This window comes from Streptomyces sp. NPDC060366, assembly GCF_042725135.1.
Taxonomy (GTDB): Bacteria; Actinomycetota; Actinomycetes; order Streptomycetales; family Streptomycetaceae; genus Streptomyces.
Window position 1 is genome coordinate 20,710 of record NZ_JBHXDC010000033.1, and the last position, 24,900, is coordinate 45,609.

General features: G+C 69.4%; 32 protein-coding genes. 11 read left to right on the top strand and 21 right to left on the bottom strand.

What is annotated here, in order from left to right; translation table 11 throughout:
* Positions 1-101 precede the first annotated feature (101 nt).
* The 13 genes from ACFWHU_RS37415 to ACFWHU_RS37475 all read right to left on the bottom strand — a co-directional run bounded on the left by ACFWHU_RS37415 (position 102) and on the right by ACFWHU_RS37475 (position 9,908).
* On the bottom strand, positions 102-959 hold the full coding sequence (locus ACFWHU_RS37415; RefSeq protein WP_387230693.1) for a DUF4097 family beta strand repeat-containing protein: 858 nt from the start codon (positions 957-959) through the stop codon (positions 102-104).
* Between the two features lie 122 nt (positions 960-1,081).
* Positions 1,082-1,459: a hypothetical protein gene (locus ACFWHU_RS37420; protein ID WP_387230695.1), complete on the bottom strand. Its 378-nt coding sequence runs from the start codon at positions 1,457-1,459 to the stop codon at positions 1,082-1,084.
* A gap of 105 nt (positions 1,460-1,564) precedes the next feature.
* A complete protein-coding gene (locus ACFWHU_RS37425) occupies positions 1,565-1,753 on the bottom strand; it encodes a hypothetical protein (protein ID WP_387230697.1) in 189 nt (62 codons plus the stop codon).
* 231 nt (positions 1,754-1,984) lie between these two features.
* A complete protein-coding gene (locus ACFWHU_RS37430; protein ID WP_387230699.1) occupies positions 1,985-2,176 on the bottom strand; it encodes a hypothetical protein in 192 nt (63 codons plus the stop codon).
* Positions 2,173-3,054: a hypothetical protein gene (locus ACFWHU_RS37435; RefSeq protein WP_387230701.1), complete on the bottom strand. Its 882-nt coding sequence runs from the start codon at positions 3,052-3,054 to the stop codon at positions 2,173-2,175. The genes ACFWHU_RS37430 and ACFWHU_RS37435 overlap by 4 nt, the downstream gene beginning before the upstream one ends.
* 1 nt (position 3,055) lies before the next feature.
* Positions 3,056-3,325 (bottom strand): hypothetical protein, encoded by a 270-nt coding sequence (locus tag ACFWHU_RS37440; RefSeq protein WP_387230703.1) that lies wholly within the window; start codon positions 3,323-3,325, stop codon positions 3,056-3,058.
* A 13-nt stretch (positions 3,326-3,338) separates the two neighbouring features.
* On the bottom strand, positions 3,339-4,079 hold the full coding sequence (locus tag ACFWHU_RS37445) for a hypothetical protein (RefSeq protein WP_387230705.1): 741 nt from the start codon (positions 4,077-4,079) through the stop codon (positions 3,339-3,341).
* Positions 4,080-4,301: 222 nt separating this feature from the next.
* A complete protein-coding gene (locus ACFWHU_RS37450; RefSeq protein WP_387230707.1) occupies positions 4,302-6,878 on the bottom strand; it encodes a DNA translocase FtsK in 2,577 nt (858 codons plus the stop codon).
* Between the two features lie 85 nt (positions 6,879-6,963).
* Entirely contained in the window at positions 6,964-7,338 is a 375-nt protein-coding gene (locus ACFWHU_RS37455) for an RRQRL motif-containing zinc-binding protein (RefSeq protein WP_387230709.1), read from the bottom strand.
* Positions 7,338-8,780: a hypothetical protein gene (locus ACFWHU_RS37460; protein ID WP_387230711.1), complete on the bottom strand. Its 1,443-nt coding sequence runs from the start codon at positions 8,778-8,780 to the stop codon at positions 7,338-7,340. Before ACFWHU_RS37460 ends, ACFWHU_RS37455 begins: the two co-directional genes overlap by 1 nt.
* A complete protein-coding gene (locus ACFWHU_RS37465) occupies positions 8,777-9,259 on the bottom strand; it encodes a hypothetical protein (protein ID WP_387230713.1) in 483 nt (160 codons plus the stop codon). Before ACFWHU_RS37465 ends, ACFWHU_RS37460 begins: the two co-directional genes overlap by 4 nt.
* Positions 9,256-9,612: a hypothetical protein gene (locus tag ACFWHU_RS37470; protein WP_387230715.1), complete on the bottom strand. Its 357-nt coding sequence runs from the start codon at positions 9,610-9,612 to the stop codon at positions 9,256-9,258. Before ACFWHU_RS37470 ends, ACFWHU_RS37465 begins: the two co-directional genes overlap by 4 nt.
* Entirely contained in the window at positions 9,609-9,908 is a 300-nt protein-coding gene (locus tag ACFWHU_RS37475) for a hypothetical protein (RefSeq protein WP_387230717.1), read from the bottom strand. Before ACFWHU_RS37475 ends, ACFWHU_RS37470 begins: the two co-directional genes overlap by 4 nt.
* Before the next feature lie 488 nt (positions 9,909-10,396).
* Between ACFWHU_RS37475 and ACFWHU_RS37480 the strand changes: the two genes are divergently transcribed.
* The 3 genes from ACFWHU_RS37480 (at position 10,397) to ACFWHU_RS37490 (ending at position 13,665) form a co-directional block, all read left to right on the top strand.
* Positions 10,397-11,131, top strand: coding sequence for a GntR family transcriptional regulator (locus tag ACFWHU_RS37480; protein WP_387230719.1), 735 nt, complete (start codon positions 10,397-10,399; stop codon positions 11,129-11,131).
* Positions 11,128-11,793: an AAA family ATPase gene (locus ACFWHU_RS37485; protein WP_387230721.1), complete on the top strand. Its 666-nt coding sequence runs from the start codon at positions 11,128-11,130 to the stop codon at positions 11,791-11,793. Before ACFWHU_RS37480 ends, ACFWHU_RS37485 begins: the two co-directional genes overlap by 4 nt.
* Positions 11,794-12,318: 525 nt before the next feature.
* Complete coding sequence (locus tag ACFWHU_RS37490) at positions 12,319-13,665, top strand: helix-turn-helix domain-containing protein (RefSeq protein WP_387230723.1); 1,347 nt, start codon at positions 12,319-12,321, stop codon at positions 13,663-13,665.
* A gap of 52 nt (positions 13,666-13,717) precedes the next feature.
* On the opposite strand, the gene ACFWHU_RS37495 is transcribed toward ACFWHU_RS37490, so the two are convergent.
* The gene (locus ACFWHU_RS37495) at positions 13,718-14,104 is read right to left on the bottom strand and encodes a hypothetical protein (protein WP_387230725.1); all 387 of its coding nucleotides are present in this window, start codon (positions 14,102-14,104) and stop codon (positions 13,718-13,720) included.
* 1,739 nt (positions 14,105-15,843) lie between these two features.
* Between ACFWHU_RS37495 and ACFWHU_RS37500 the strand changes: the two genes are divergently transcribed.
* On the top strand, positions 15,844-16,077 hold the full coding sequence (locus ACFWHU_RS37500) for a hypothetical protein (RefSeq protein WP_387230727.1): 234 nt from the start codon (positions 15,844-15,846) through the stop codon (positions 16,075-16,077).
* Positions 16,078-16,101: 24 nt separating this feature from the next.
* On the opposite strand, the gene ACFWHU_RS37505 is transcribed toward ACFWHU_RS37500, so the two are convergent.
* Entirely contained in the window at positions 16,102-16,980 is an 879-nt protein-coding gene (locus ACFWHU_RS37505; RefSeq protein WP_387230729.1) for a PIN domain-containing protein, read from the bottom strand.
* A gap of 9 nt (positions 16,981-16,989) precedes the next feature.
* Here ACFWHU_RS37505 and ACFWHU_RS37510 point away from each other — a divergent pair, with 9 nt between their 5' ends.
* Entirely contained in the window at positions 16,990-17,205 is a 216-nt protein-coding gene (locus ACFWHU_RS37510) for a hypothetical protein (RefSeq protein ID WP_387230731.1), read from the top strand.
* Positions 17,206-17,267: 62 nt separating this feature from the next.
* Entirely contained in the window at positions 17,268-17,696 is a 429-nt protein-coding gene (locus ACFWHU_RS37515; RefSeq protein ID WP_387230733.1) for a hypothetical protein, read from the top strand.
* A gap of 278 nt (positions 17,697-17,974) precedes the next feature.
* Here ACFWHU_RS37515 and ACFWHU_RS37520 read toward each other — a convergent pair whose 3' ends face one another.
* Entirely contained in the window at positions 17,975-19,219 is a 1,245-nt protein-coding gene (locus tag ACFWHU_RS37520) for a hypothetical protein (protein ID WP_387230735.1), read from the bottom strand.
* Complete coding sequence (locus ACFWHU_RS37525) at positions 19,216-19,992, bottom strand: hypothetical protein (protein WP_387230737.1); 777 nt, start codon at positions 19,990-19,992, stop codon at positions 19,216-19,218. Before ACFWHU_RS37525 ends, ACFWHU_RS37520 begins: the two co-directional genes overlap by 4 nt.
* Before the next feature lie 327 nt (positions 19,993-20,319).
* On the opposite strand from ACFWHU_RS37525, the gene ACFWHU_RS37530 reads away from it, so the two are divergent.
* From ACFWHU_RS37530 to ACFWHU_RS37545, 4 genes are all read left to right on the top strand, one after another.
* The gene (locus tag ACFWHU_RS37530) at positions 20,320-21,132 is read left to right on the top strand and encodes a ParA family protein (RefSeq protein WP_387230739.1); all 813 of its coding nucleotides are present in this window, start codon (positions 20,320-20,322) and stop codon (positions 21,130-21,132) included.
* Complete coding sequence (locus ACFWHU_RS37535; RefSeq protein ID WP_387230741.1) at positions 21,129-21,506, top strand: hypothetical protein; 378 nt, start codon at positions 21,129-21,131, stop codon at positions 21,504-21,506. Before ACFWHU_RS37530 ends, ACFWHU_RS37535 begins: the two co-directional genes overlap by 4 nt.
* A 719-nt stretch (positions 21,507-22,225) precedes the next feature.
* The gene (locus ACFWHU_RS37540) at positions 22,226-22,516 is read left to right on the top strand and encodes a hypothetical protein (RefSeq protein WP_387230743.1); all 291 of its coding nucleotides are present in this window, start codon (positions 22,226-22,228) and stop codon (positions 22,514-22,516) included.
* Positions 22,507-22,638, top strand: a complete 132-nt coding sequence (locus ACFWHU_RS37545; RefSeq protein ID WP_387230745.1) for a hypothetical protein — start codon at positions 22,507-22,509, stop codon at positions 22,636-22,638. Before ACFWHU_RS37540 ends, ACFWHU_RS37545 begins: the two co-directional genes overlap by 10 nt.
* A 165-nt stretch (positions 22,639-22,803) precedes the next feature.
* On the opposite strand, the gene ACFWHU_RS37550 is transcribed toward ACFWHU_RS37545, so the two are convergent.
* On the bottom strand, positions 22,804-23,508 hold the full coding sequence (locus ACFWHU_RS37550) for a hypothetical protein (RefSeq protein WP_387230747.1): 705 nt from the start codon (positions 23,506-23,508) through the stop codon (positions 22,804-22,806).
* A 384-nt stretch (positions 23,509-23,892) separates the two neighbouring features.
* Between ACFWHU_RS37550 and ACFWHU_RS37555 the strand changes: the two genes are divergently transcribed.
* Positions 23,893-24,039: a hypothetical protein gene (locus ACFWHU_RS37555; RefSeq protein ID WP_387230749.1), complete on the top strand. Its 147-nt coding sequence runs from the start codon at positions 23,893-23,895 to the stop codon at positions 24,037-24,039.
* An 87-nt stretch (positions 24,040-24,126) separates the two neighbouring features.
* Here the strand turns inward: ACFWHU_RS37555 and ACFWHU_RS37560 are convergent, their stop codons facing one another.
* Genes ACFWHU_RS37560 through ACFWHU_RS37570 form a run of 3 tightly spaced genes read right to left on the bottom strand, consistent with a single transcriptional unit; the run spans position 24,127 to position 24,835 of the window.
* Positions 24,127-24,321, bottom strand: coding sequence for a hypothetical protein (locus ACFWHU_RS37560; protein WP_387230751.1), 195 nt, complete (start codon positions 24,319-24,321; stop codon positions 24,127-24,129).
* Between the two features lie 29 nt (positions 24,322-24,350).
* Positions 24,351-24,560: a hypothetical protein gene (locus ACFWHU_RS37565; protein ID WP_387230753.1), complete on the bottom strand. Its 210-nt coding sequence runs from the start codon at positions 24,558-24,560 to the stop codon at positions 24,351-24,353.
* Positions 24,557-24,835, bottom strand: a complete 279-nt coding sequence (locus ACFWHU_RS37570; protein ID WP_387230755.1) for a hypothetical protein — start codon at positions 24,833-24,835, stop codon at positions 24,557-24,559. The genes ACFWHU_RS37565 and ACFWHU_RS37570 overlap by 4 nt, the downstream gene beginning before the upstream one ends.
* Positions 24,836-24,900: the final 65 nt, after the last annotated feature.

Below are 24,900 nucleotides of genomic sequence, written 5' to 3' on the forward strand. Positions count from 1 at the left end.
TACGAGGGACGATGTGTCTGCCCCCTGCTCCTCTTGGAGCGGGACGGGAGGCCCGGGGCGGCCGGTGAGTTTGGCGACTAGGCGGCCGCCCCGGGGCGAAGTCACCGGCTGCGGTGCTTGCCGGAGACGGTGCGCACGCGCTCGTGCAGCTGGCCGGTGCCGCGCGTGGTGACGTCGCCGGAGACCGTGGTGGCGTCGATCGAGCCGTCGGCCAGCGGGGTCGCGCTGACGTGGATGTCGCCGCTGACCGTCTTGGCGCGGAACTCGGTGCCGTTGTACGCGCCGATCTCGATGTCCCCGGAGACCGAGGTGACGTCGACCCGGCCGTCGACCCGCTCAACCTCGACGTCGCCGGAAGTGGTGCTGGCCCGCAGCGTGTGCACGCCCCTGGCCTCGACGTCGCCGCTGACGGAGTGGACGTCCAGGACCTGGAGGTCGCCGTGGACGGTGAGGTCGGCGCTGGTGGTCTCCAGCCGGAGCGAGGACAGCTCACTCGGCACCCTCACGTCGACGGTGATGGTGCCCGCCCCGCCGCCGCTGACGACGGTGCCCTGCTCGGCGACGACCCGGCCGTTCGAGACGACCTTGCGGCCGCCGATGATGACGTCGCCGTTGCCGACAGTCATGGCGGACACGGAGCCGCGGACGACACCGAAGTTCTGGCCGACCACCACGCTGCCGCCGTTGAAGCTGAAGGTGGAGGTGCCCATCGTCATCACGTTGCCCCGGACCTGGGGAACGTCGACGGTGAGGCAGTCCAGGCTCTTGTACGTGCTCTCCCTCATCGTGGTGCCGCGCACCGCGTCGGCGAGCGGGCCCTCGTCGTCGCCCGTGCTCACCGTGACGACCGTGTGCTTCAGGGTCTTGTCGATGGTGACGGTGACCGTGCCGACGTGACTGATGACGTCGGTCCAAAAGGCGCCGGCGGCGGTGGCGGTGAAGGTCTGAGAGGTGGTCAAGACGAACTCCTTGGTCCGGAGAGTGCGGGGCCGGACGGCCCCCGCACATCAATAATGCATCCTTGGAGGATGCATTTCAAGCTTTCGGCATCTTCCGAGGATGCTTTCTTTGTTGGTGCAGGTCAGGCCGCGTACGCGAGCGGCACCTGCGGAACGGGCACGGTGGCGTGGGTCGCGGCGGCGAGCTCGGCGACGGCCCCGTGCAGCGTCTCGGCGACATCGACCAGGCGCTCGGCGAGCTCGGTGTGGCCGTTGCTGCGGGCGGCGGTGACCAGCGCTTCGGTGTACAGCGCGAGGTCGGCGGCCGTGGCGCGGGCGTCGACCAGGCCGGGCTGGAAGGCGAGCAGCTGCTCCAGGTGCGCGGTGCGCTGCAGGTGGGCCGGGAGCCGGGTGTCGTGGACGCGCGCGTACTGCTCGTCCAGGAGCTGGATGACTTCGCCGGTGGTGTCGTACGCGGCCCGCTTGCCCTGCAGGCGGGCCAGGATCTGGGAGACGGACACGGTGCTCCTTCATCGGTGTGAAGGGCGCGTCGGTCGGGGTGACCGGGCGTCCCCGCCGGACCCGGAACGGTGAGAGGCGCTCCGGGGCCGGCGGGATCGGCCGGGCTACGGCGCCGTTCGGCTGACGCTCACCGACGGCGACGGGGCGGGCGGCTGCGGACCATCGGCGGAACCGTTCTCACGGCCCTGCAGATAGACCACGGCGGCCACCGCCAGGACCACGACGGTCCTGAACTTGTTGCGGGCCCACCAGCCGGGCGGATCGGGCTCGACTATCACGTACTTGACGCCCACGAAGGGGGTCTCCTTCCGATACGTGGCACGGGGTGAGGCGGAGCTGAACAGGCGGAAGACGCCTGTCAGCGGATCACTGACAGATCGGAAAAAGGCTGTCGTCTATGCCGTCTGAATCGCTGTCGGTTGCGCTACCCAGTCAGGTAGCAGCTTCGAAAGCTGATCAGCACGTTGAAAAGAGATCCTTTCCGCTAGCAGAAAGGCGAGAGTTGAAGCTCGCGTGCTTGCTTGTCAGAAACGGATCTCGGCGAGCATCTGCGCGGCGCTCTCCAGGCCGCCGTAGAACGAGGGGCCCGCTGACGTGGCCGCGAGGTAGAGGGCGGCGATGTTGCAGACCGCCGCGTGCCAGAACTTCAGCCCGCCTTTCCAGATCAGGCCGATCTCGGCGGCGATGAACACGGTGACGGCGGAGACGGTGATCACGGATTTTCCTTCCGGGTGGCGCGGGTGGAGTGGGCCTGGTCGCCGCCGACGACGTTGTTGACGACGCTGTTGTTCTCGCCGTGAATGCGGACGCCGCTGCCACCCATCTGCTGGGTCTGGCGCTGCGCGTCGCGGACGGCACGCTCGGCGCGGGCGGCGACCTTGCGGGGCACCCGGCCGCCGGAGGTGACCGCCTGGCCGCCGTTGTTGCTGATGACCTGCTGGTTGTCGCCGACGACCACGATTCCGGTGTTGACGATGCCGTCGTTGCGGTAGACGCGGGTGCCCGGCGCCGACCGGGTCACCTCGTCGGCGGCCTGGCGGGTCGCGCGCTCCGACGCCTGGGGTGCGGGGCGGCGCTTGCCGGTGGTGCTGCCGGCCGTGGCGCGGGCCGGTTCGGTGACGATCTCGCCCCGGCCGACGACGATCCTGCGGTTCTCCGTCCGGCTGCGGTGACCGGTCCGCATCCGCGGGGCCGTCGCTTCCCCGGGGGCCGGGACGGCCTTCGGCTCAGCGGGTTCGTCGGGGGCCGGCGGCAGCGGGCCGGTGGCCCGGTCGGGGTCCTCGGCGTGGACCTTCGCCGTCCAGGCCGGGTCGGTTTCCTCGCCCGCGAGGAACGCGAGCCGCTGCTGGAGGTCGTAGCCGAGGATCTCCAGGAGCTGGAACTTCCTGCCGCAGGTGCAGGTGATGTCGGCCAGTTGATCGAGCCGGGAGGAGTCCGTTTCGAAGATCAGGCCCTTCTGGTTCTCGCAGAACGGGCAGGTGACGTACTCGCCGAGGAACGGTCCGAGGACGTCGGCCAGGCGCCACCTGCCGTCGACCCGCAGCCAGTACGGGGTGATCGCGCCGAACGGGTTGTCGGGGCTCCAGTCCTCCATGTCAGCGCCCCGCGTCCGGTCGGCTCTCGCCGAGGGCGAGTTGACCGGGCATTGGCAGGGCGGGCAGCAGGTCGTCGACGGCCTGGCGGTGCCCGGCGTCGTCGGCGTCGCAGATCACCCGGCCCTCGGTGGTGATCAGCCACCCGCAGCTCCGCACGATTTCGCGGGCTTCGACGTCGTCGTCGAAGTGGACGCTGTAGTCGTCGGGTTCGTACTTCTGCGGGCACACGTCGCAGGCGACGGTCACGCAGGTCACGGGTATGAGCGGCACGCGGTCTCCCTGGTCAGGCGCTGCGGCGGGCGGCGGACTTCGTGCAGCGGATGGATCCGGCCCATGTGCCGTCCGCGTGATGCTTGGGCAGCACGCCGGTGCCCTTGCAGGCCGGGCAGCCCTTGTGACCGGCGGCGGTGACGTCGCCGGCCTTCTTCGCGGCACGGCGGTTGAGGCGGTCGTCCTCGCCCTTCGCCCGCGCCCTGATGACGGCGGACTTCAGCAGGCGGCCACCGCCCTTCACGCCGCGCCAGACGACGGTGGTGACGACCAGGAGCACGGCGAGGGAGGCGGTGAACGGGTGCTTCCGGGCGTACTTCACGCGCTGGTCGAACTTCTTGGCCCGGCTGGTGCCGGCCTTCGCCGCCGAGATGCGCACCGGCTTCTTCGCCGTCTTCTTCCTCGGCGCCGTCTTCTTCGCGGGTGCCCTCTTCTTCGCCGCCGGGGCGGCGGGCACCTTCCTGACGGTGGTGGCCTTCCTGGCCGCCGCCTTCCGGGGTGCCCTGGCCGGGGCGGGGGCGGAGTTGGCGAGCAGCTGCTCGGCGTCGAAGCCGGGCTGCTGCTGGCGGGCGGCAATCGCCTCGGCGAGCGCGACCGGGGTGGTCGGGGCCGGCCTGGGAGCGGCGGACTTGCGGGGCGCCCTGGCGGCCGGAACCGCCTTCTTCACGGCGCTCCTGGGTGCCGCCGTCGTCTTGGCCGCCGTCTTCCTCGCGGCCGGAGCCGTACGGGTACGTGCGGTGCTGGCGTCGCCCATCGCGGGCCTCCTTCAAGATCACGGGGAGTCGGAGAGCATTCCGGGCCTTTCGGGCCTCTCGGACGCTCTACAACCGCTCTACAAGGACGTTCATGCAGGTCAGCGGCCTCTACGGCGATCTCTACCGGCTCTCTCGCCTGTTCTACGTAGAGCAGGCGAGGGGGTGAGAGCGGGGTGTAGAGAGGTACGTAGAGGCCGCTGACCTGCGGCTCTACAGCGGGATCAGGAGCTCTCGTGCTCGGATACGGTCTCCGCCGCGTCCTGGGACTCCTTGATCAGTTCGGCGATCTCCTCACCCTTGATGCCGGAGCGAGGACCCTCGGAGCCGACGCGGACGGAGCCGTGGACCTTGACGCCGACGGCCTTGAGCTCCCTGGACAGGCGGGCCTGGTCCCAGTCGCCGTAGACGTCCGGGTACTCCGCCGCCATCCACCCGGCGAGGGTGTCCAGGTGCCCCCGGCCCTGCCCCTTCTGGTTGGTCACGCCGACCGCGTCGATGCCGTCCAGCGTGTCCATCAGCAGATCGAGCTGCGGGTCGTTCAGGGCCTGCGCCTCCTCGATCTCGGGCGCCGGCGCATCGGCCACCTTGGGAAGCTCCGGAACCTTGACCCCGGCCGCGGCGAGCGTGCGGCGGTCCAGTTGCGGCAGGCCGACCTCGGCGCGGGCGACGCCGCGGGCGTAGGCCACCTTCGGGTCCAGCGGATAGGAGCGGTAGATCAGGGGCTCCCGAGAACCGCCGCCCATGATGTAGCAGCAGCCGACGTCGGACTTGTTCGGGTCCTCGCCCTCCACCAGCGGGTGCAGCCGGTCCGGGCGCCAGCCCTGCGCGCCCGCGCCCGCCCCGAAGACGAGCTCGATGTCCTTGTGGCGGCTCGGCAGCATGATGCGGACCGCGACCGCCGTGGCGACGGCCTCGCCGATCGCGTCGGAAGTGCCGTACAGCGAACCGATGATGACGGTGACGCGGGATTTCCGGCCGACGCCGAAAATCTCGATGACCAGTTCCTTCGCGTACGCGGAAAGGGACTTGTACTCATCGAGCATCACGACCAGGCCGGGCTCCTTGGCGGACGGCCGCCAGTTGTCGCCGTGCCCCCAGGCGAGAACGTTCGTCGCGCGGGCCCTCGCGATTTGCAGCGCGTCTTCCAGCAGCGCCTCGATCGCCTTTTCGCTGCGGGCCTTTCGGGCGACCGCCGGCCCCAGGGCGTCCAGGCCGGGGCCGACCGGGTCGACGTCCCACAGCTGCGCGTCGTAGCAGTCGGAGATCCGGCTGCCGATCGCACGGAGCAGCATCGACTTTCCGGAGCCGGGGCCGCCGACGACCAGGACGTGACTGCCGAGCGCGGGCAGCAGGAACGGCTCGGCGTCCATGCGGCGGGCGATCAGCAGCGGCTCGGTGATGGTCAGCGAGCCCGGCTTCACCTTCTCCAGCTCGCCCATCCCGGCGAACGGGTTCTTCATCACCAGGCGCAGCGTGGAATCCGACCGGACCTCCTTGTGCGGCTGGACCAGGAGCCGGTCGACGCCGAGCCCCAGGGGGGTCTCCATCGCACCGGCCTTGGAGACGATCTCAGCGGGCGTGCCCGCCTTCTGACGGACGGTGATCTCCCAGCCCCAGCGGTGGCGGTGCGGCTTGACGACCGCGCCGACCGCGATGCCGTTGGCGGTCAGGGTGCGGCGGATGCAGTCGACCGCTTCGGCGCGCGAGCGGGCGTCGGCGATCGGGAACGGGTCGTCGTCGGCGACGTCCGCCTCGTACGCCTCGCCGTCGACCGGCGCGACCCGGGTACGGACGCGGTCGGCGACCGCTCCGATACCCACCAGCGTCATCGCTGTCGCCAGGGCCGGCCCCCAGGCGAAGGGCCGCATCCACTCGGGGCTGAAGTACCAGATCGCTCCGAACTCGATCGCGGTCACGACCGCGGCCGCCAGCCCCAGGCCCGCCGCCTTCACCGCGCGGCGGCCGCGCTCCTTGTACATGGCCTTGGTGGTCGACATGATCAACGCGGCGTTCTTCTGCTTGGCCGCCCACGCCTGCTGGACCAGCAGCTTGTGCTCGCGGGCGTAGACCCACTGGGCGGTGAGACCCACCCCGCGGCCGTAGAACTTCGCGGCCCGCTTGACCTCGCGCCCGGCGTACTTCGGCGAGTGGCTCACCGCGTGGAAGACACCGTGCCTGGTGTCGTTGCCGAGGTCACGCACCGACTGGGCGAACGCCGCCTTCGAGCGGAAGGTGGCCGGGACCTGCGGCAGCTCGCGCAGCCGCTCCCGGAAGTCCGGCTCCCAGTCCTCCGCCGTCACCGCCGCCGGAGCCGGCGCCTCGTCGTCGTCGACCAGGACCTCGTCGTCCTCGCCGTCGTCGTCGACCAGGTCCTCGTCGGCGTACTGGTCGTAGACGCCGCCCTCGTCGCCGTCGGGCTTGGTGAAGTCGACGGCGGGGATGGTCACGGCCGGGTCGGCCGCGACCCGGTGCTCGGCGAGGAGGAAGACGTTGCCGTCGATGCTCTTGCCGGGGAGGTCCGCCGGGGCCGGCGGTTCGACCGCCAGGCGCTCCAGGAAGTCGGGCAGGTCCCACGTCTTCACCAGGACCTTGCGGGCCTTGGACCCGTCGGAGGGGCCGACGATGTCCAGGTCGTGCAGACGGTCCATCAGCGCGCACGCCTCGGCGAACCCGACGCGCATCTTGCGCTGGAGCATCGAGGTGGAGCCGAACTGGGTGGAGACGACCAGCTCGGCGGCGTCGATCACCTTGTTGCGGGCCTGGCCGTTCGTGGCCGGGCGCTCGTCGATCTCAGTCATGCTGGTCCTGCCTCCTGTGCGAGGTGAGCGCGGGCCCCGGCACTAGCTGCCAGGCGGGGGCCAGGGCCCGCGCGGTTCGGTTGGTTCAGGCGGCGGCCGGAAGGCCGTCCGCGCACGTCGTGCACTCCTTGAGCGCGGTGGAGATCGTGTACTCGCGCACCTCGCCGCAGGTCGGGCAGGTGCGGCGCTTGCGGCGGGCCGCCTCCAGCGAGGCGATCTGACCGGGAGAGCGCCTCTTGGGCGGGCCCGCGAGCGCGATGTCGTACAGGTACGCGCGGCGCACGCCCAACTTCTTGTTGTTCCAAAGGATCTGACCGGCGACCGGCTGGTGGGGCCGCAGCCCCATATCCACCAGCTGGTCGCGGGTCTTCAGATGCGATGGCGCGAGCTTCCAGGGCCACGTCGGGATGTCGAACCTCTCGGCGTCCGGGTCCCAGAATCTGACGTACCCGCGGCCCATCAGCCGACCAGCTGCAGCGGCTTGTCACCGCCATGCTCGGCTTCGGCCTCCTTGATGCGCGTACGGCACCAGGTCTCCCCGCGCACCATCCGCTGCTGGAGCTCGGGGATCTCCTTCTCGAAGTACCGCTGCACGTCACGCCAGTGCGGCGTGGTGCCCGCGCGCAGCCGCTCAAGCACCCACTCGCGAGCCGTGCGCTTGGCCTCCTCGGCTTGCTCCGGGGTGGCCGCGCGGGCGGTCTCCGCCGCGAGCGTGCGGGCCGCGCGGGCCTGCTTCCCAAAACCGTCCTGAAGGCCCTTCTCCCGGCCTCGCGCGGGCGGGGGGTTGTTGGGCGTGACCTGCGTCTTCGCCGTGCGCGCACGGGCCTCCTGCGCGCCCTGCGCGAGCGGTTCAGCGGCATTGCCGCTAGCGGAAACGCTGTCCTTCACGGACGCCGTCACGCGAGCCGTGCGGGAGGTGTTCGCGGGGTCCGCGAGGATCCGCGCGATGGCCTGCGGGTCGATCGCCCACACCTTGTCGGCGGGCACTTCGCGGACCGGTTCCAGCGGTGCCGCGAACAGATCGAGCGACGCGGTGAGGCGCGGCTCGCACGCCTTCTCGGCGTGCTCGGCGACCTTGCCCGCGAGCTTGTTGTGCCGCTTGAGCGTCCGCTTCGTCAGCCCCGGCTCGGTGCCCCGTACCTGCCGCCACGCGATGGCCCACGCGTCGCTCTCGTTCAGCGCGGGGATCGTCGCCGTGCGCAGCCACGACGCCCGGCGCGAGACCCTCGGGTGCCGGAACCGGCGCTGCAGCGCGAGCTTGATTTCGGCGGCGTCGCGGCCGCCGGCGGCGTGCTGCTGGGAGTGCATGTAGATCTCCCACACCGCCACGCCGAACAGCGAGCTGGCGGCGAACACGACCGCGAGCTGCAGCTCGTCCAGGTGGTGCCAGGCGTTCAGCCCGGCCGCAGTCGACGCGAACAGCCACGTCATGACCGTGTAGAGCTTGGCGGGCTTGTTGTTGGCGACCGCCCACTTGCGCAGCCAGGCCATGGCCCACGTCGCGCCCTCGATGAACACCGGCACCAGCAGCGCCAGCAGCCAGAACACGCCGAGGCCGGTCATCGCCGAGAACTGCCCGGGGAACGCGAACGCGATCGAGGTGACCACCACCGTCATCACCCACGGCAGCGGCTGCCCGATCGCGGCGGCGACCCGCTCGTTGCGGGCCTTGCGGGCGAGGGCCGCCTTCTCGCGGCGCTTCGCCTTCTCTTCCGCCTTCTTCGTCTTCGCCGCCGCCCGGCGCAGTTCCTTGCGCTCGCCGGCCTTCTCGCGGGCCTCCTCGATCTCGATCGAGGTCAGCGCGTTCGTACGCCGGGACGTGGCGGTGGCCTCGGCCTGTGCCGCCTTGGCCTTGACCGCGTCCATCTGTTCGCGGCCGCGGTAAGTGGTTGCCTCGCTCATCGCAGGCCCTCCAGGTTCGTCGCGGCGAACGCGGCCTGAGCCGCCCGCTCGCGGGGGGTCGTGACGGTGTGCAGGGACGGCGTGCGCGAATCATCGGGCGTGCGCCCGTGGGCCTCGGGGCCGTCGGGGAACTCGGGAAACTCGGACCACCAGTCGCCGCCGCCGTGCTCGTCGCAGCAGGGGCAGACCGTGTCCTGCCAGATCCGGCCGCGCTGCCACAGCGAGTGGGTGGCGTTGCCGACCGTGTCGGTGCCGAAGCTGGCGACGCCGTAGACCACGGCGACCGTCCAGAGCCAGTACGGGCTGTACCCGCCGAAGTAGGCACCGCCCGCGACCAGGGCCAGCGGCACGAGGCCGATCCACGGGTGGTGAGCGCGGGCCAGCAGCCACTGCTTCGGCTGGCGGATCATCAAACGGATGCCGTAGACGTCGACGACGTACGGCAGGAGCCAGCGGACCAGCCGCCGCACCCCGTTCACCGGACGCTCCTGGCGACCGGCGCGGTCATCGACCGCTCGAAGAGGATGACGGTCAGGACAGCGGCCGCGAGGGTGACGCGGCCGGCGACCGAGAGGGTGAGACCCGCGATCCAGGCGCCGCCCGCTATGGCGAGCGGCCCCCGGATCCACGTCGACAGCGAGTCGAGCCCGTGGGCGGCACGCTCGCGCAGCTCGGAGACGACCGCGGTGTGCGCGGCGTCGGCGACGGCCAGGCCGACCACGGCGGCCACGGCCAGAGCGCGCTGCCACCAGGCGGTCTGGAGTCCCAGCACCCAGGCGCCGCCGCAGAACACGAGCAGCAGGTAGATCCAGGTTCCGAAGGGGGTCCTCATGCCGCCCACCCCTTCCGGTCCTCGGCGAGGCCGGCGCCGCTGCGGGGCCGGGGCAGCGGAACGACGGTGCCGTTGGCGGTCCGGGGCCTACTGGCCCGGCGCCGGGTCGGCTTGTGCCGACGGAAGTAGAAGTCGTTCTCGGCGTCGACCTCGTTGCGCTGGTCGGCGGGGCCGTAGCCCTCGGCGGCGAACTCGGCGAAGTCGGCGAAGTCGGCCTCGGTCGGGGTGAAGCCGATCGCGGCCTCGACGAACTCGGTCTCGCTCACGATGCGCTGTCCTGCGACGATGACGTTCACGGGTCGTTTCCTCTCGCTCTGACGGGTGGTCGGACGGCCCGTGGGCTCCCCGGTTTTGCTTGCAGGCGGCCGGGGAGCCGTACGGGGGTCGATGGGATTCGCGGCGGCCGGACGGCCACGGCCACGGCACATCCCGAAGAGGCGATGCGCCGGGCCGAATCAGCCCGGAATACCTTGGCGCTGGTAGCCCACATGGCTACGACCAGCGCAAATAGCGGTCTTTCTCTCTCAGCACTCTGTTGAGTTCTTCTCGGTACACCGGGCTCGGTACAGCTCCGAGTCGGTCCGATGTCGCCGTTTTGGACATGGCTGTGCCGCGACGCTTCGTGAGCTGCCTCACTCGGCGTTGCCTTGCAGGAACGACATTCCCAGTATTGCGAACCTCTGTCAATCATCCTTACCGGCGCAATACTGTTATTGCATGGCGGCGTGATCTAGTCCCATGACTATGATTCACTGGGGTCGCCGAGACAGAGGAGAGCAGCGGAATGCCGCCCAAGTGGAAAGAGCTCGCGGACGCGCTCGCCGCGCAGATCAAGAGCGGGAAGTACACGCCGGGCGACCGCCTGCCCAAGATCGAGGAGATGGCGCAGGAGAAGGGGTGGGCGAAGACCACCGTCCACCAGGCGTACAAGGCCCTGGAGGCGGAGGGCCTGGTCACGTCGTCACGTGGCCACGGCACTGTCGTGCGTGAGCGCCTGCCCCTGGCGACCGGAGCCGAACGGGATGAGCGCAGCAAGCTGACCGGCTCCTCGTGGCGGGCCGGTGAGCGCTCGGACTCCCACATGGCCGGGATCGTGGCGGCGCCTGCGGACGTGGCGGAGGCGCTGGAGATCACGGCGGGGGAGAAGGTGCTCCGACGCTCCCGTACGTACCGCGATGAACACACCAACGCGGTCATCTCCCACTCAACCTCGTGGATCCCGGCCGCCTTCGCCGACGGGCTGCCGGAGCTGCTCATGGGCAGGCGGCTGGCGAGCGGAACGTCGATCGACGCGATCACACGCCACACCGGACGCCCGGTCGCCCGACGCGTCAGCGCCATGTGGGCTCGCATCACCACTCCTGCCGACGCAGAACCCCTGGAGATCCCGCAGGACACTCGGGCCGCCGTCATCGTGCTGACGGTCCAAGTGATCGACAGCGGCGGCGGCGTCATCGAGTACGGCGTAGACGTCGGGGGGCCCGACCGCCGCTGGACTAAGGAGGAGAGCACCGAATGACGCTCGCATTGGCGGATGACACCCTTATCCATGTCATTGAGGAGCGCCTGGGTGCTCTCCTCCAGACACAGCGCCTTGGTGAACTGACCTCAACCGAACAGACGGAGATCACGCGCATCATGCGGACACTGGCGGGACGGCCCGGCTCGGCCCGGTTCATCCTGATGGTCGGCCTCCCTGGCTCGGGGAAGACCACGGTCGCTCGCGAGCTTGAAGCCCAGAGGTTCCTGAGGGTCTGCCCCGACGAGCGAGTCTTCGAGCAGCACGGCCACTACGGGCGTGACTTCCCCCGCGGCTCCTACAAGATCAGGGAGCGCCCGATCCTCGCCGAGGTCGCCGCCGAGGTGCACACTGCGCTGGCCGCCGGCCGCGACGTCGTCCTGGACCACGGGCTCTGGACACGTGACGAGCGCCAAGAGTGGCGCGAGGTCGGCGAGAACGTCGGCGCCGCCGTGACGCTGGTGTACCTGCCTGCCAGCCACGACGAGCTGTGGGGGCGGATCAAGGAACGCAACGCGTCCACCTTCGACGACCCGAACGCCATGTACTTCAGCCAGGAGGACCTGCTGCGGCACAGCGCCCGATTCGAGCCGCCCGCCACCGACGAGCCGCACGTCATCTACGCCGGGAGTCTCACCCCCGTGATCGAGGACTCCGCATGATCGCGAATCGTGCTCCACAAACTGCGGGGGCGTCTCATGTGATGGGCGGCGAAGGGAAGTTCCTTCCCGCCTGACGGGAAATCGAGGCCTTCGCAACGAAATCCCGTGTCCGGCCGTTGGGCTGGCAGGTAGGAAGAGGAAGATGTTCGAAGCGCGTGTCGCAGCTATCAACTCTCACTGGTTGCGCCACGTAAAAAGCCCCGTCGACCGACGGGGCTAGTACGGACGGGCCGGGCTCTCACCCCCGACCAGTCGAAGCTCTCCAAATGCCTGGAGGCCGCTCTCTATGAGCGTACGCAACACCGTGGGGCTGAACCAGCCCGACTCTTCATCCGTCAAGGTCACTACGACGCGTTTTGACCGGTTCGGCCGACGTTTCTCCGTGGGGTTCCCCACTCCGGCCGGTGCCGAAGTCCGCGCTCGCGGGGGTGTCCGCTTTGGCGAGTACACCCAGCTCATGACGAACATGCCCCCCCTCTCATTCACCGTGCTCGACGGCGGCGCCCCGGTTTCGGGCGGTGCTCGATGAGTAACGAGGCTCAGACGTACGCCGCCACCCTCGCGGTGGGGGACATCACGGCGAAGTTCGTGCTCTGCCGTCTGGCGGACCGGGCGGATGAGCGTTTCTCGTGCTTCCCCTCCGTGCCGCTGCTGGCGGCCGAGGCGGAGAAGTCCGAGCGGGTGATCCAGCGGGCGCTGGCGAAGCTGCGCGAGATGAAGCTGGTCTCCGACAAGGAGCGGACCCGGCCGGACGGATCGACGGCGTCCAGCCGGTACTTTCTGCACGGTCCGTGGGACGACTACGGCAGGACCGGGGTGCCGTTCGCGACGATCACCACGCCGAAGCAGAAGCGTGCCGAGCAGTGGGCGGAGCCGCCGTGCGAGGGTTCGTTCCGGAAGGGGACGGCGGCCGCCGAGGCCCTGTCCGGCAAGGCACCTGCGCCCGCACCTCCCGCTCCGGACGCTACCCCCGACCCGGCTCCGGAGCGTGCACAGGCGGCCGATGCCCCAACTCCGGACCGTGCTCGTGAGCAGGAGGGGAGCAGTGGGGTTGGTCGCCCGGTTTCGAAGCCGCCGGGCAACGCGTCGCCCGCGAAGAAGCAGAAGGCCCAGACCGGGAGGCGAATGACCCGGGAGCAGGCGGCCGCAGTGGCTGCGGTGGAGGCGGCCTGGCCCGCCGAGCTGGCGGAACTGTTGCCGAAGTACCGGCCGGACGTGATCCGTGACGCGGTCCTGGACGCGGTGGCGTACGGGCGTACGGCGGACCAGCTGGTGGAGCGGGTGCGGCGGCGGTGGTCGACGCACGGCTATTCGGACGCGCTGTCGCACGAGGGCAAGGGCATCGGCTCGCCGGTCGGCGTGGCGGTCGCCCTGGTCCGTCCGCCGGCGGACTGCCCCGACCCGATGTGCGAGGACGGCACGCTCCTTCACCTGAACTCGGCGTGCGTGAAGTGCGAGCAGCGGCGTCTGGACCGCCGGGCCGACCGGCGCCAGGGGCAGGTGCCCGGTCCGCGCGCGGACCGGCGGCCGCGTGGGTGGACGTGTGAGAACCCGGACTGCCGGAAACCCGGCCGGGGCGAGGCTCCGGGGGACGGTCTGTGCTCGGCGTGCCGCCAGGAGCTCCAGGCGTCGGCCGCGCGGCTGTCGGACCAGCTCGCGGCCGACGAGACCGAGCGTCAGCGTGCCGCTGACGCCGCTTCCTGGGGCCTGGTCCTGGAGGACGCGTACGGCGAGCACCAGGAGCGAGAGGACGAGATCCACGCCGCCGCCGAGCGCGAGCACCAGCTGGAGGCGGAGGCCGCCGAAAGCCGCCGAATCCAGGCGGAGCTCCTGCGCGAGCACCCGGAGCTCGCGCAGTACGCCCAAGCCTGAACCGCGGCTCAACAGCCGTATCCGCACCGGCGGGTACGGCTGTTTGCCATGCTCACCGGCCGCCTGGCGCGGCGGGCTGGGCGGTCGAGGTCTCCTGGTCGCAGCCGCAGGTGAAGGGCCCGCACTGCTTCCTGAGCCACATCGTGTCGACCAGCGGCAGATCCTTGGTGTCCTCTTCCAGGGCCTGGCCGTCCTCGTCGACGCGGACGAACGGTTCCTCGTACCGGGCGTTGCAGATGGTGCACCGGGCGTCGAACCAGTAGGACAACTCGCTGTGCCGGGGAGCGGGGATCACGGGGTACCGGGCGCCGCCGTCATGGAGCTGGACGGTGAGGCCGGCAGCGCAGTCGCAGGGCATGGAGCCAGCCTGCCGGGCACTGATCCGGCAGTCGGGACGGCTCGCCAGAAGCAGCCGGACGAAGGCGTCCACTCCGGGCATCCGGGATCAGAATCGACGAGTGAGCCTCTGGCAGCCCTAATTCGATCGTTTCCCCAGGTCAGACGTGGGGTGACGTGTACGACACCCCACCATCCCGTAAATCACACTTTGCTTAACTCGACCGTTTTCGCAGGTCAGTATGGGGTGACGCACACGTCACCCCCCCCGGTGACGCACACGTCACCCCCCCCGGTGACGCACACGTCACCCCTTTAACCAACAGCTACTAACCCCCACCTCAGAACCACCAGTAGCGCCTTCGGCGCGTTGCGCCGCTGACGCCCGGAGGGCTATCTGCGGGTCGTAGCGCGTGCGAGCGCGCGAGGCGGCTCCGCCGCGTCCGGCGGCGCAAGCGCCGGAGAGGTTGCTCGGTCGGGGGAAGCCGACAAGGCCGGGGCCGTGGTGCAGGAGCCGCGGTGGGCCACATGGGCAGCGGGCATCCGCACGTCGAATCGGGGAGCATCTTCGTCGATCCCCTAACAGGCCCTTGCTCCGGCTCTCGGTGGGTCCAGTCCTCCCGGTACTGGACCCACCGCCACTTCGCAGACCGACCCCCTCACGCTGAAAGCGCAGGTCGGAGCCGCAACCATGGCGCGGCCGCAGGAAACCGAACAGCGGAGCGACCGACAGGCCCGCTTCGCGGGCGCGAGGGCCTGTTAGGGGTCAGGAGAGGGGGCGCGGGGCCCGTCACCCGTTCGGGTGAGGGCCGGTTCCGGGCTGACCGCATCGTCGTGGCCGGGGTATTGACGGGCCCCGCGCCGTGGGGGCTGGCCTGAGTGCATACGTGCAGGTCAACACGTAGAAAGGACGTCCCTCCGGGACGGCTCAACACAGCCAATCGGCTTCGCCGGGGCGCCACAGGCGCCCCGGCTCCACCGATGGCAGAACGGACGCGCTTCGCGCGGCAAGCTGGAAGAGCTGGGGTCACGCGTCCGCAGATCGCCGCCTGACGGCCGTTTGTGGGCTCGGGGTGGAACCGGGCCCATGTCGCGTGATCGTCGATCTCCGGGCCGCACAGGGGCCCGCCTGGGGCTTTCTGGCGCGTTGCCCGGCCCGGACGTGGGGATGATGGGCGGATGGTGCGCCCGGCGGCTGACCTGGTGAGGGCCGTGAGGCGGCCTGTGCTGGCGCGTGCCGGACGGCCACCCGGGCGAAGGTCCGCCGGGAGGGCCGGGGTGCTGCCAGGCGCTCCAGTGGCCGCACGCGGCTGTCGGTCCGGCGGAGTCCGCGGGCCGCGGGGCCGACGTATCGGAATCCGTCACCTCGCCGCCCGGGCCGGCACCGCTCACGGGCGGTGTGCACCCACCGTCACTCTCGTCAGCGTTCCGCTGACGCCTATTCCGCAACTGGTAATGCGCGCTTTTGAAGTGAGCTGATTCAATCGCGTTCCAGATCTCTATCCACATAGCCAATTCGCTACAGGCGAATCACACTTAAAAGATAGCTTTGCGTGCTGCATATCAGCTACTCGTAACAAAGCGTTTTCGCTAGCAGAAACTTGCCCACGCGAGCGTGCGTCAGCGTTTCGCTGACGCGTTCATTGTGGGTCGTGCAGCGGATATTTTTGACAACGACCACGGCTCGTGTGACCTTCTTTCCGTCGACCCCGCAAGGCCCAACTTCTTTGAAGAAGTTGGGCCTTCCTTCATGTCTTCGGCCCTTCGACCCAGAGAAGGGGTGGGCGACCTGCACTCGCGGTTGCCCAGGTTGGGCCTTGCCGCCGAGGTGCGGAAGGCCGGATGAAGGGCCGTCCCTTGACGAATGGACACATCGACACCACCGCCGTGGTGCTGCTTTCGCTCGGCGCCGTAGCTATCTACATCGCCTACCGCAGCGAACGCCTGGGTTCCTCCATCGCTGTGGGTGCGGTGGTTATCGCCGCGCTGTACATGCTGCTCGATGCCGGCAGTTCGGACTCGACCACAGAGCCCCCCGCGACCGTTCCGTCCGCACCTATTGCGCCGACCCCTTGAGGACCTTGTTCTCGTGCCCGATTCTCAACCGGCCGTCGGGACCTCGGCTTCGGCCTGCCGGGCGCGCCGCTGCGCGCGTAGGCCGGTGCCCGGCCTGTCCGGGGCCGACCAGTCCGGCTCGTCCCCGGGGTCCTTCGTCGCCACCTTGGTCACCTGCAGCCCGGCCGCCCGGCCCCGGGTGTGCTGACTCGTATCGCACGTCAGCAACCGAACGTCGCGGCCGGCCAGGCCCTGGATGGCCACCGTCCGGTCGATGATCTCGATATCGGGGCGGTCCAGGCGCACGTGGCCGGGGGGATCGAGGACGATCTCCACGTTGACTCTGCCGCGGGTCTCACCGTCCTGAACGGTGTGCTCTCCCTCATGCAGGACTCCGTGGGTGTCGCCGTTGAGGACCCCGTCGAGGAGACCGAGCGTGTGGGCGGCACGCCAGCGGGCCCGCTGTTTGCTGGCGTCCTTGAGGTCGTCCAGTTCGTCGACCACCGCGATCGGGAACAGCAGGCGCACGAACTGCCAGCGCCTCACGTCGAGTACCTCGTGCAGGTCGACGTCGGCCAGCTTCACCTCGTTCTGGATGTAGAAGCTGGAGTCGGCCACGACGAACACCTCCCGCCGCTGGCTCCACCGGCCGATCCGCGTGTCCAGCGCGTCCACGGCCGCCTCGAACGCCTCGATCCGTTCGGCGACCTCAAGTTGGACCAGGCCGTTCACGAGGCGCTGCTGGTCGGTCCCGGCGAGGGTTCCGCAGCTGCCCAGCAGTGCCCGGTAGCGGTCGGTGAACACCAACTGGTTGAGGTCCCGGTCGCTGATCTGGGAGCGCAGCATCCGCGCGGACTCCGTGGCCCACTCCAGATACGTCAGCAGCCCCTCGAAGGCGCTGCCGTACGGTCGCTGCAGGTTCATCGCCGCGGTGTGGACGCCGCTGAGGGCCTGCCGGATGTTCTTCCGGTCTGCGCCGGGGCGCGGTGTGATGAGCATGCGGTGATCCTGCCAAAGCGCGGCCCGTTGGTGCGCCTTGGGTTTCCGACGTCGCCGCCGTCGACCAAGACGGAGGAGAAACACAACGGCGGCCGCGCCTTCCCGACCCGGCGCAACTCCAAGCTGAAGACCGGTCCGCCCATCAACTGAGCGAGCAGTCCGGCGATCCGGATCATCCCGATACCCCTGGTCACGCTGTTCGTTGGGACGGTATGGCGATCGAATCTGACCAGCAGGATCAGGAGTTCCTCGCGGCGCTCGCGCTGCCGGAGGGCCTGGTTTGGGTGTGCCGGGGGTGCCCCATGCAAGGGCGACTGGTGCACACCGCGCTGGACTCGGCGCGGCACGACGCAGCGGGCCACGCAATCGGGGTACACCGTGATCGCGTGGCGCTGGCTGACATCACGCTGCGCCTGGTGGGCGAGGAGGACGTCACGGTGCGGGCCGCCGCGCGCCATCCGGGTGACGTGGTGGCGCTCATGCCGCCGGTGGAAGACGCGTGGAACGCTCCGGCCCTGACGGACCTGCAGCAGGACCTGGTCTGCGAGGCACTGGGGTGCGCGCCCGACGCGCGGCACCGCCGGCGGCGCGGGTCCGCCGCCGACGCCGTGCGGCGCTGGTCCACGAAGCCGGTGCTGTAGTCCAGCGGCACGGGGGCGGCGCGAAGCGAGCGGAAGAGGCCACCTTCCAGGAATAGGACGCACGTTCGAACGTGACATGGATCCCGGCGGTGGGACCCGGCCTCGCCACGAGGCGGATGGAGCGAGCGCGCGATGCTTTTAGCTATCTGCATTGCTCGCATATATACGAACAATGCCGAGCAACGTGAAAGCTTTCTTTCCTGCTGCTGTCTTAGCTAGCAGAAAAGGCCCTGGCGCTCTGTGCGTCCAGGGCCTTCGCGCCTTACAGGAGACGGAGTTCACACGGCGTCGGCCGCCTTCGAGGGGCGGCCCCAGCCCTGGCCCCGGTCGATCGCGGCGAGCAGCACCGGCTCCCATCCGGCGGCCGCGAGCGACGCGTCGTCGGGCAGGCCCGCCCCGGCGAGGACACGCAGCTGGACCGTGTGCTCGATGCCTTCGCCCCACGCCTCGCGCACCGCCTGGCGCACCGCGATACGGGCCTGCAGCTCGGCGGTGCCGCCCTCTTCCCCCGCCCGGCGCAGCTCGGCGAGGGCGCGGCCGCGGGCGGCGACGTCGTCCAGGAGCACGGCGGCCTTCTCAGCGTCCGGCACTATCGGCGCCCGGACGGCGGTCGGCGTCACGCCCCGGCGCAGCTGCTCCATGCGCGTCGGCAGTGGCTCCCAGGACGGCTGTCCGGCCATCTCGATGTTCGTGTCGACGACCGCGCGGGTCCAGGCGCGGGCCAGGCCGCGCGGCATCAGCGGCGTCCCGGCCGGGACGGCCTGGCCGTCGTGGTGGTTGCCGTGCAGGGAGACCCACAGCGCGGTGGCGGTGCCGCCGACCCGCTCCAGCAGCCGCTGGCGGTCGGGAAGCCACCGCTTGAGTGCCGCCCGGGACAGGCCGGAGAGGGCGAGCAGCTCGGTGAACGCCTCCGACTCGCTCCAGCCCTGGGGCCGGCGCACCACGCGCAGTTCCTCCAGGGTGGGCGAGAGGTCCTCGATCGTGCGGGCGCACATCTCACCCGCCCGGATGCCGGTGTCGGAGACCACCGCGCCGACCGCGAGCATCCGCAGCTGGCTGGTGATCGCGTCGGGGGAGTCGGCGAGCTCGGTCAGTTGCGCGCGGAGCAGGGAGCGGGGCCGTTTGGCGACGGGAGGCTTGCTCGGGGGGTCCGGCTGCGGCGGGAGCTCGGCGTAGTCCTCGGCGCCGCACGCGGTCACCAGGAGCTTGAGGACCTCCAGGCGGATCTGCTCGGAGTTGTCCGAGCCCTTCGACGGGTCGGCGGCCTTGCGGACGCGCAGCTGCCCGGTGCGGGCCAGGAGCAGGTAGACGTCGACGGGCTCGGCGGTGAAGACCTTCGTGACGCCGGCGTCGTCGGCGAGCGGGTGCTCGGCGTGGGCCAGGGCGCGGGTGTACTCGCCGACGACCCAGGTGACCTGGCGGGAGCGGGCGGCGGAGACGGCGGGCCATGACTTCACTTCGGCCCCGGCCGCGGCCAGCAGCTCGGCGCCCGTGAGTGCGTGGTCGACGCGGACGTCGTTCACGGCCGGCCCCCGCTGCGGGCGCGGCGGACCTGGTGGCGCACGGTTTCGCACTCGGCGACCAGCTCCAGCATGTCGGTGCGGGCCGTCGTGGCGGCGTCGGCCTGCTTGCCGGTCGGCACCGGCGCCGTCTTCTCGCTGTACGGGGAGAGCGTGTACCGCAGGCTCTCCATCGCGTCGTACAGGGTCTTCGCGGCAGCGTCGGAGGCGAGGTGGGCCCCCATCAGGTGGAAGTAGCTCTGTGCCGTCGGGTTGTCGGAGACCGTCTTGCCCCAGGCTTCGGAGCTGTCGACCAGCCGTTCGCAGACGTTCCGGATGCGGTCGGCGTGCTCCTCGCACCAGGCGTCGGCGGCCCGCTGGCGTGCATTGTCGAGCCGCTGGGAGCCGACGTCGCGGCCGCGGATGTTGTAGCCCTGCACGGCGCGCTCCAGGCGCAGGGCCCGGGTCTCGGCGGACTGCCGGGTGCCCAGCCCCAACGAGTCGGCGACCTTCTGCCAGGACGCCCCGCGCTCGCGGGCGGCTGTGATCAGCCGCAGCTCCATGCGGTCCAGACGCTCGCGGGCCTCCTCAATCTGCGTCAGTGCGGCGAGGGCCTCGTCTTCCGGCACTTCGCGCGGCTCCTGGCCGTACGGGGCATAGCCGCCGAGGGCCAGGCTCACGGCGTCCAGCGCCTGCTGACCGGTCACCGCCAGACCGTTCTCCTTGCCGTGCCGCTCCTGCAGGAGCGCCTCGGCGGCCTTCTTGATCTCACGCCGCTTCATGTGGTCGATCGCCATGAGTGTCAGCATTCCACTGACACACCCGTACGTCAGCGAACCGCTGACGCGACACGAGATTATGCGAGCAAAACCAGACAGCTGAAAAGATCGCATTTTGGCGATCTTTTCAGCTAGCGATAACCGCCGCAGTGCTGGTCAACACGAAAGCGTGCTTCTCTGCGGGCCCTCGCGCTAAGGATCACGCGAGCCGTCATGATGACCGATAACGCTCGCCTGCAGGCGGGCGCAGACGCGTGCTGTGGGGCCCGGTCGGCCTGCGTCATGCTGATCAACACCTATGAGCTGGCCTGCTGAAACGAGTCGGGCGAGCGGAATGGAGGAGATATGGCCCGACGAGTCGCCAGCGTCAACAACAAGGGCGGCGTCGGCAAAACGACCACGACCGTCCGCCTCGCCGAAGGGCTGGCGAAAGCAGGCAAGCGGGTGCTCGTCGTCGACATGGACCCGCAGGGCAACGCCTCGCAGATGCTCGGCTGGGACTACAACCCGGCGGAGAAGCAGCCCACCATCAGCCAGGCCATCAAGGCAGCGGAGGACCACGAAGGCACGGCCCGGGACGTGATCCAGCCGATCGGCTGGACGTGCGACTACGCCGAACGCATCGCTCTCGCGCCCGCCCGGCTCACCCTGGAGAACCGGATGAGCGAGGCCGCCGAGCCCGGCGCCTGGCAGCGCCTGGACGCGGCCCTCAAGGGTGTCGACGACTCGTTCGACTACACCCTCATCGACTGCCCGCCGAGTCTGTGGCACCTCACCCAGCTGGGACTCGTCGCCGCGCAGGACGCGGTCATCGTGACCGAAGCCGACATCTACTCGATCGACGCGGCCAAGCGGACACGCGACTTCATCAAGAACAAGGGGCCCAAGCTCGGGAACCCGGAGCTCACCCTGCGAGGCGTCGTCATCAACGCCTTCGACGAACAGACCGTCCGCCAGGGCGAGCAGCGCGACTCGGTGCGCCGGATCTTCGGAGACCTGGTGTGGGACCCGATCGTGAAATTCCGCGAGGGCCTGGCGACCGGCAACAACAACGCCGTCTCACTCGCCGAGGCCCACCGCGTCACGCGCATCTCCGAGATCCGCGCCACCTACGAACTGCTCACCCAGACCTTCCTGAAGGAGATCCCGCTCCCGTGACACCCCGGCCCCCGACCCGCACTGCCGACGACACGAACCCGCCGCTGCCGGACGACGACGAGGACATCCACGTCGGCGACGACGTCAAGGCACCCAAGAAGAAGCGCGTCCCCGCGACGCCGACCAGCCGCAAGCAGCTCGGGCTTCCGCCCCGCAAGCCCGGCCGCCCTGCCGGGCCGGCCCGCGTGATGATGAACGTGCGCGTCCTGCTGGAAACCGACGAGCTCGTGACCGAGATCGGTACACACACTGGCATGGGCCCGCAGCACGTCGCCGACGCGGCAATCGCCCACTACGCCAAGTACCTGCGGCGTACCGGGAAGCTGCCGAAGGAGCCGGAAAGCGACACCCAGGAGCAGCCCGAGGCGTCCTGACCCCATCCCGCCCCGAGCGGCCCCGTGCACCTGCCACGTGGGCCGCTCGCTCGTTCCCGGCGGCGGGCACAGCGCATCCGGGGCCCTCGCACGCATCCGCGGCCGCCGGGGCACTCCCACGTGCACGACTGGGGCCCGCTAGAGGCTAGAGAGCAGGTCAGAGCCAATTCAGCCGCTAGCGGGGGTGCTAGGTCTAGCGAGGTTCGCCGCTAGACCTAGCACCTCGACACACCGGTGCGTCAGCGGATGACTGACACACCCCAAAGCGAATGCCAAAAACCGATAAGATCGCATTATCGCTAGCGGAAACAGTCGCAACAAAGATCACATCAACGAGAGCTGTAATGCGATATTTACAGATAGCTTTACAGCTAACTGAGCCGCTTTCCATTCGGCCACCAATAACGCTCGCTATATAGAGCCGTTTAGCACTGGCTACCGTGTCAGCGTTCCGCTGACGTGCCCCGGGCGCCGCGCCAGCCGCGCCGGAGCCCGCCGCGACCAGGACGAGACCCCCGGGTCGCCGGGGGCCTTCTCCGGGGGGCAGCTTGCGGCTGCCGCCGTTTCGTCCGACCGACGTCACAACTCGCGTACAGCGCACGCCGAATTCCGGCGGCGTGACCGGCGTCACATGTCGATTCTCAAGATTCTTTGCCGGTTCGGGTCCGCCGACAACGCCAATACGTGGACACGAATTCACTACCGGACCAAGGACACTCATGCCGATGCCGTTACCGCAGCAGGAGCACCACCTCAACCACCACTTCCTCGCAGGGGAGTTCGCCCGCTTCACGGATCGCCGCCTCGCTCCGGTGCTTCGGGCCTTGGCCTCAGAGGAGGCACTGCTCGCCCTGACATGGGCCTACGGCAAGACCAGTTGGGAGCGTGCCGCCGCAAGTGCCGGCCTGCCGGAAGCATGCGGGGAACGGGTCCGACGCAAGCTCAAACGGCTCGGCGCCCGCTACCTCGACCGTGCCGCCGCAGCCGAAAGGCGGACCGAGTGGAGCTGATCACCAACGCGCTGCCGGAGTTCCTCGGCAGCCTGGCGGCCACGCTGGTGCTCGCCTCCGGCCGGTGGAGCGCACGCAGGTTCCGCGCCCGCCGGACGACGGAGGACGACTCCGTGAGCTGACGCCCGCAGTGCGCCCCTGTCCGGCACGATCCCTGTCCCGGGCAGGGGCATCGCCCCGTGTGGGAGGTCATCAACAAGTCGGCGGACGAGACCCTCGTTCCGAGGACGTCGTGCCGAAGCTCCACGCCGGCGGAAAGTTCGGCAGGCTGTACGCGGCTTGTGGCTCTAGGCGGTCCGATGCCCTCGGGCGATGCGTCGGTCTCGCACACGCGCCGCCCGAGCGACCGCGGCAGAGAGCATCATGCGGCGGCCAACGTCCAAGCGGTCCAGATCGGGAACGAAGGAAGCCACACGCTCCGTGAGCGTCCGGCACGTGTCATCTGTCGGGATCGACTCCCCCGCCAGGTACCTCTCGACCCGGAAACAGAAGCTCCCGAACAGGAGCCACGGCTCATCTTCCAGCCCGGTCTTCCCGATCAGATCATTCAGCTCCTTGATGAAGCGCTGCTGCTCTGGAGGCACGGCGATGTCGACGCGTGCCGCGCGCGGACGGAAGCCTCGTTTGTCGAGGACATCCCTGGTCAGCCTCTGATATCGGTTTCGCCACTGGTCCGCGAGCTGTCGCCCCTCGTGATCATGAGGAAGCCTGTCGATCCAAGACCAGATGGGTTCGAGGTAGTAGTCGTCGAGATCTGGATCCTCATTTGCCGGGTCGCCGGCCCACCAGCGCAACAAGGTGCTCACCGTCTCGCTCTTGGGCAATCGCGTGCCGGACAGCGCCGCGTACAGGGCCGCCTTGGAGGCCGTGGTCTCTTGGTGCCCGGCAATCCATGCGACCGAGACCTTCCCCTCTCCCAGTTCGCGAAGGTCGTACGCGAACAGCTGAAGCTCCCCCTCTTGGGGGTTCGGAATCCTTGGGTGTGCGGGCATATGCCAATTCCCTCTTAGTGTCCTGTCGCTGATGTCTCGCGACATCTTTTTACACGAATCTATTGTCAGTGCACCCCTATAGGCTTCTTCGAAGTGGAGAGAGCAGCCCCTGGAGGGACCGGAGTTGACGGTCTTTCGAATTGGGGGCAACCGCGCCAACGGGCTCTCGCCGCGTAGCAGTCCGATGCCGGTCACGTACCTGGAGGTGACATGACTGCGGCCCCCCGCGCCAACGGGGGGCCGCACAGCAGTCCGACGGGTCTTGCACCCGAACAAGAAGCACGTCAGCACTTCAGTGATAGGAGAAGAACCATCAGTTCCAACCCCGAGACTACGGGGCAGTCTGACCTGCCGTCGAGCCGGAACCCTCGCTGGAAGTCATCGTTGGCTGCCATCCGTACCTTCTCTTCTCAGCATCGAGCTCTGACCGCAGTGCTCGGCGCTGTCGTGCTTGGTCTGATCAGCGGCGCCTGCCGCGTCTTCGGTGAGAACTTCGCCGAGCAGATCCTGACCTGGATCATTCAGCGCTGAGTCGCGTAGCGGTAGCCGCATCCACCGGCCACCTCAAGAACGCCGAGTTCATCTCCATCCCCTAGGCCCTCACCTCCAGGTGAGGGCCTAGGCGCTCCCGACCGGGTTCCCCGACGAGGTGTCGTACGACATTGAGGTGGTCAACGAGATCGACGACATCAGCAGGTTTCCGCCGATGAACATCCTCGCCATCGCCGACTTCACCAAGCGGGCCAAGAGGCAGGTCCCGCGCGAGCGGTACGTGCACTCCGAGGAGTGCACCACGACATCGGCTCGGTCCACGAGTACAAGGGCGACAACTTCCGCAGGGACTACAGCGAGATGGTCATCCTCCTCCTCGGCAACCCGCAGTTCGTGATGATCTGTCCGGCCGCCTCGCTGACCTCAGCGGGTACCCACCACAATCTCGCCATGCCCAACTGGATGCCCTCGTTGGGCACGACCGCGCTGATCTCGATCGTGACGTCCCTGCTGACCCTGATCGTCACGGGGCGGTACGTCTCGCCCCTGCTCGAAGTCACGGGCGGCGCAGCAGGGCGACGGCGGCGGCCACGGCGGCCACCACCGCTGCCACCGCCGTCAGAGCGGTCAGCGCGATCGTCAGGGGCGCTTCGAGCGCGGGGTGCTGGTAGGTGAGGTAGGCGACGCTGCCGCAGGCTAGCGACACCACCAGGACCACCACCAGGACCAGCGACACCACCAGGACCACGACGGCCGTCGACGCCGGGGCGGGCGCCGGCGGGAGCGGCTCGGGGACAGGGGAGGACTGGTAGGTCGGGACGGTCGGAGCAGACATGGCGGTTCCTTCAGGTCGGGCGTACGAAGGCCGTACGCAGAGTGGAACTGGAGAGTGGAGTGCTT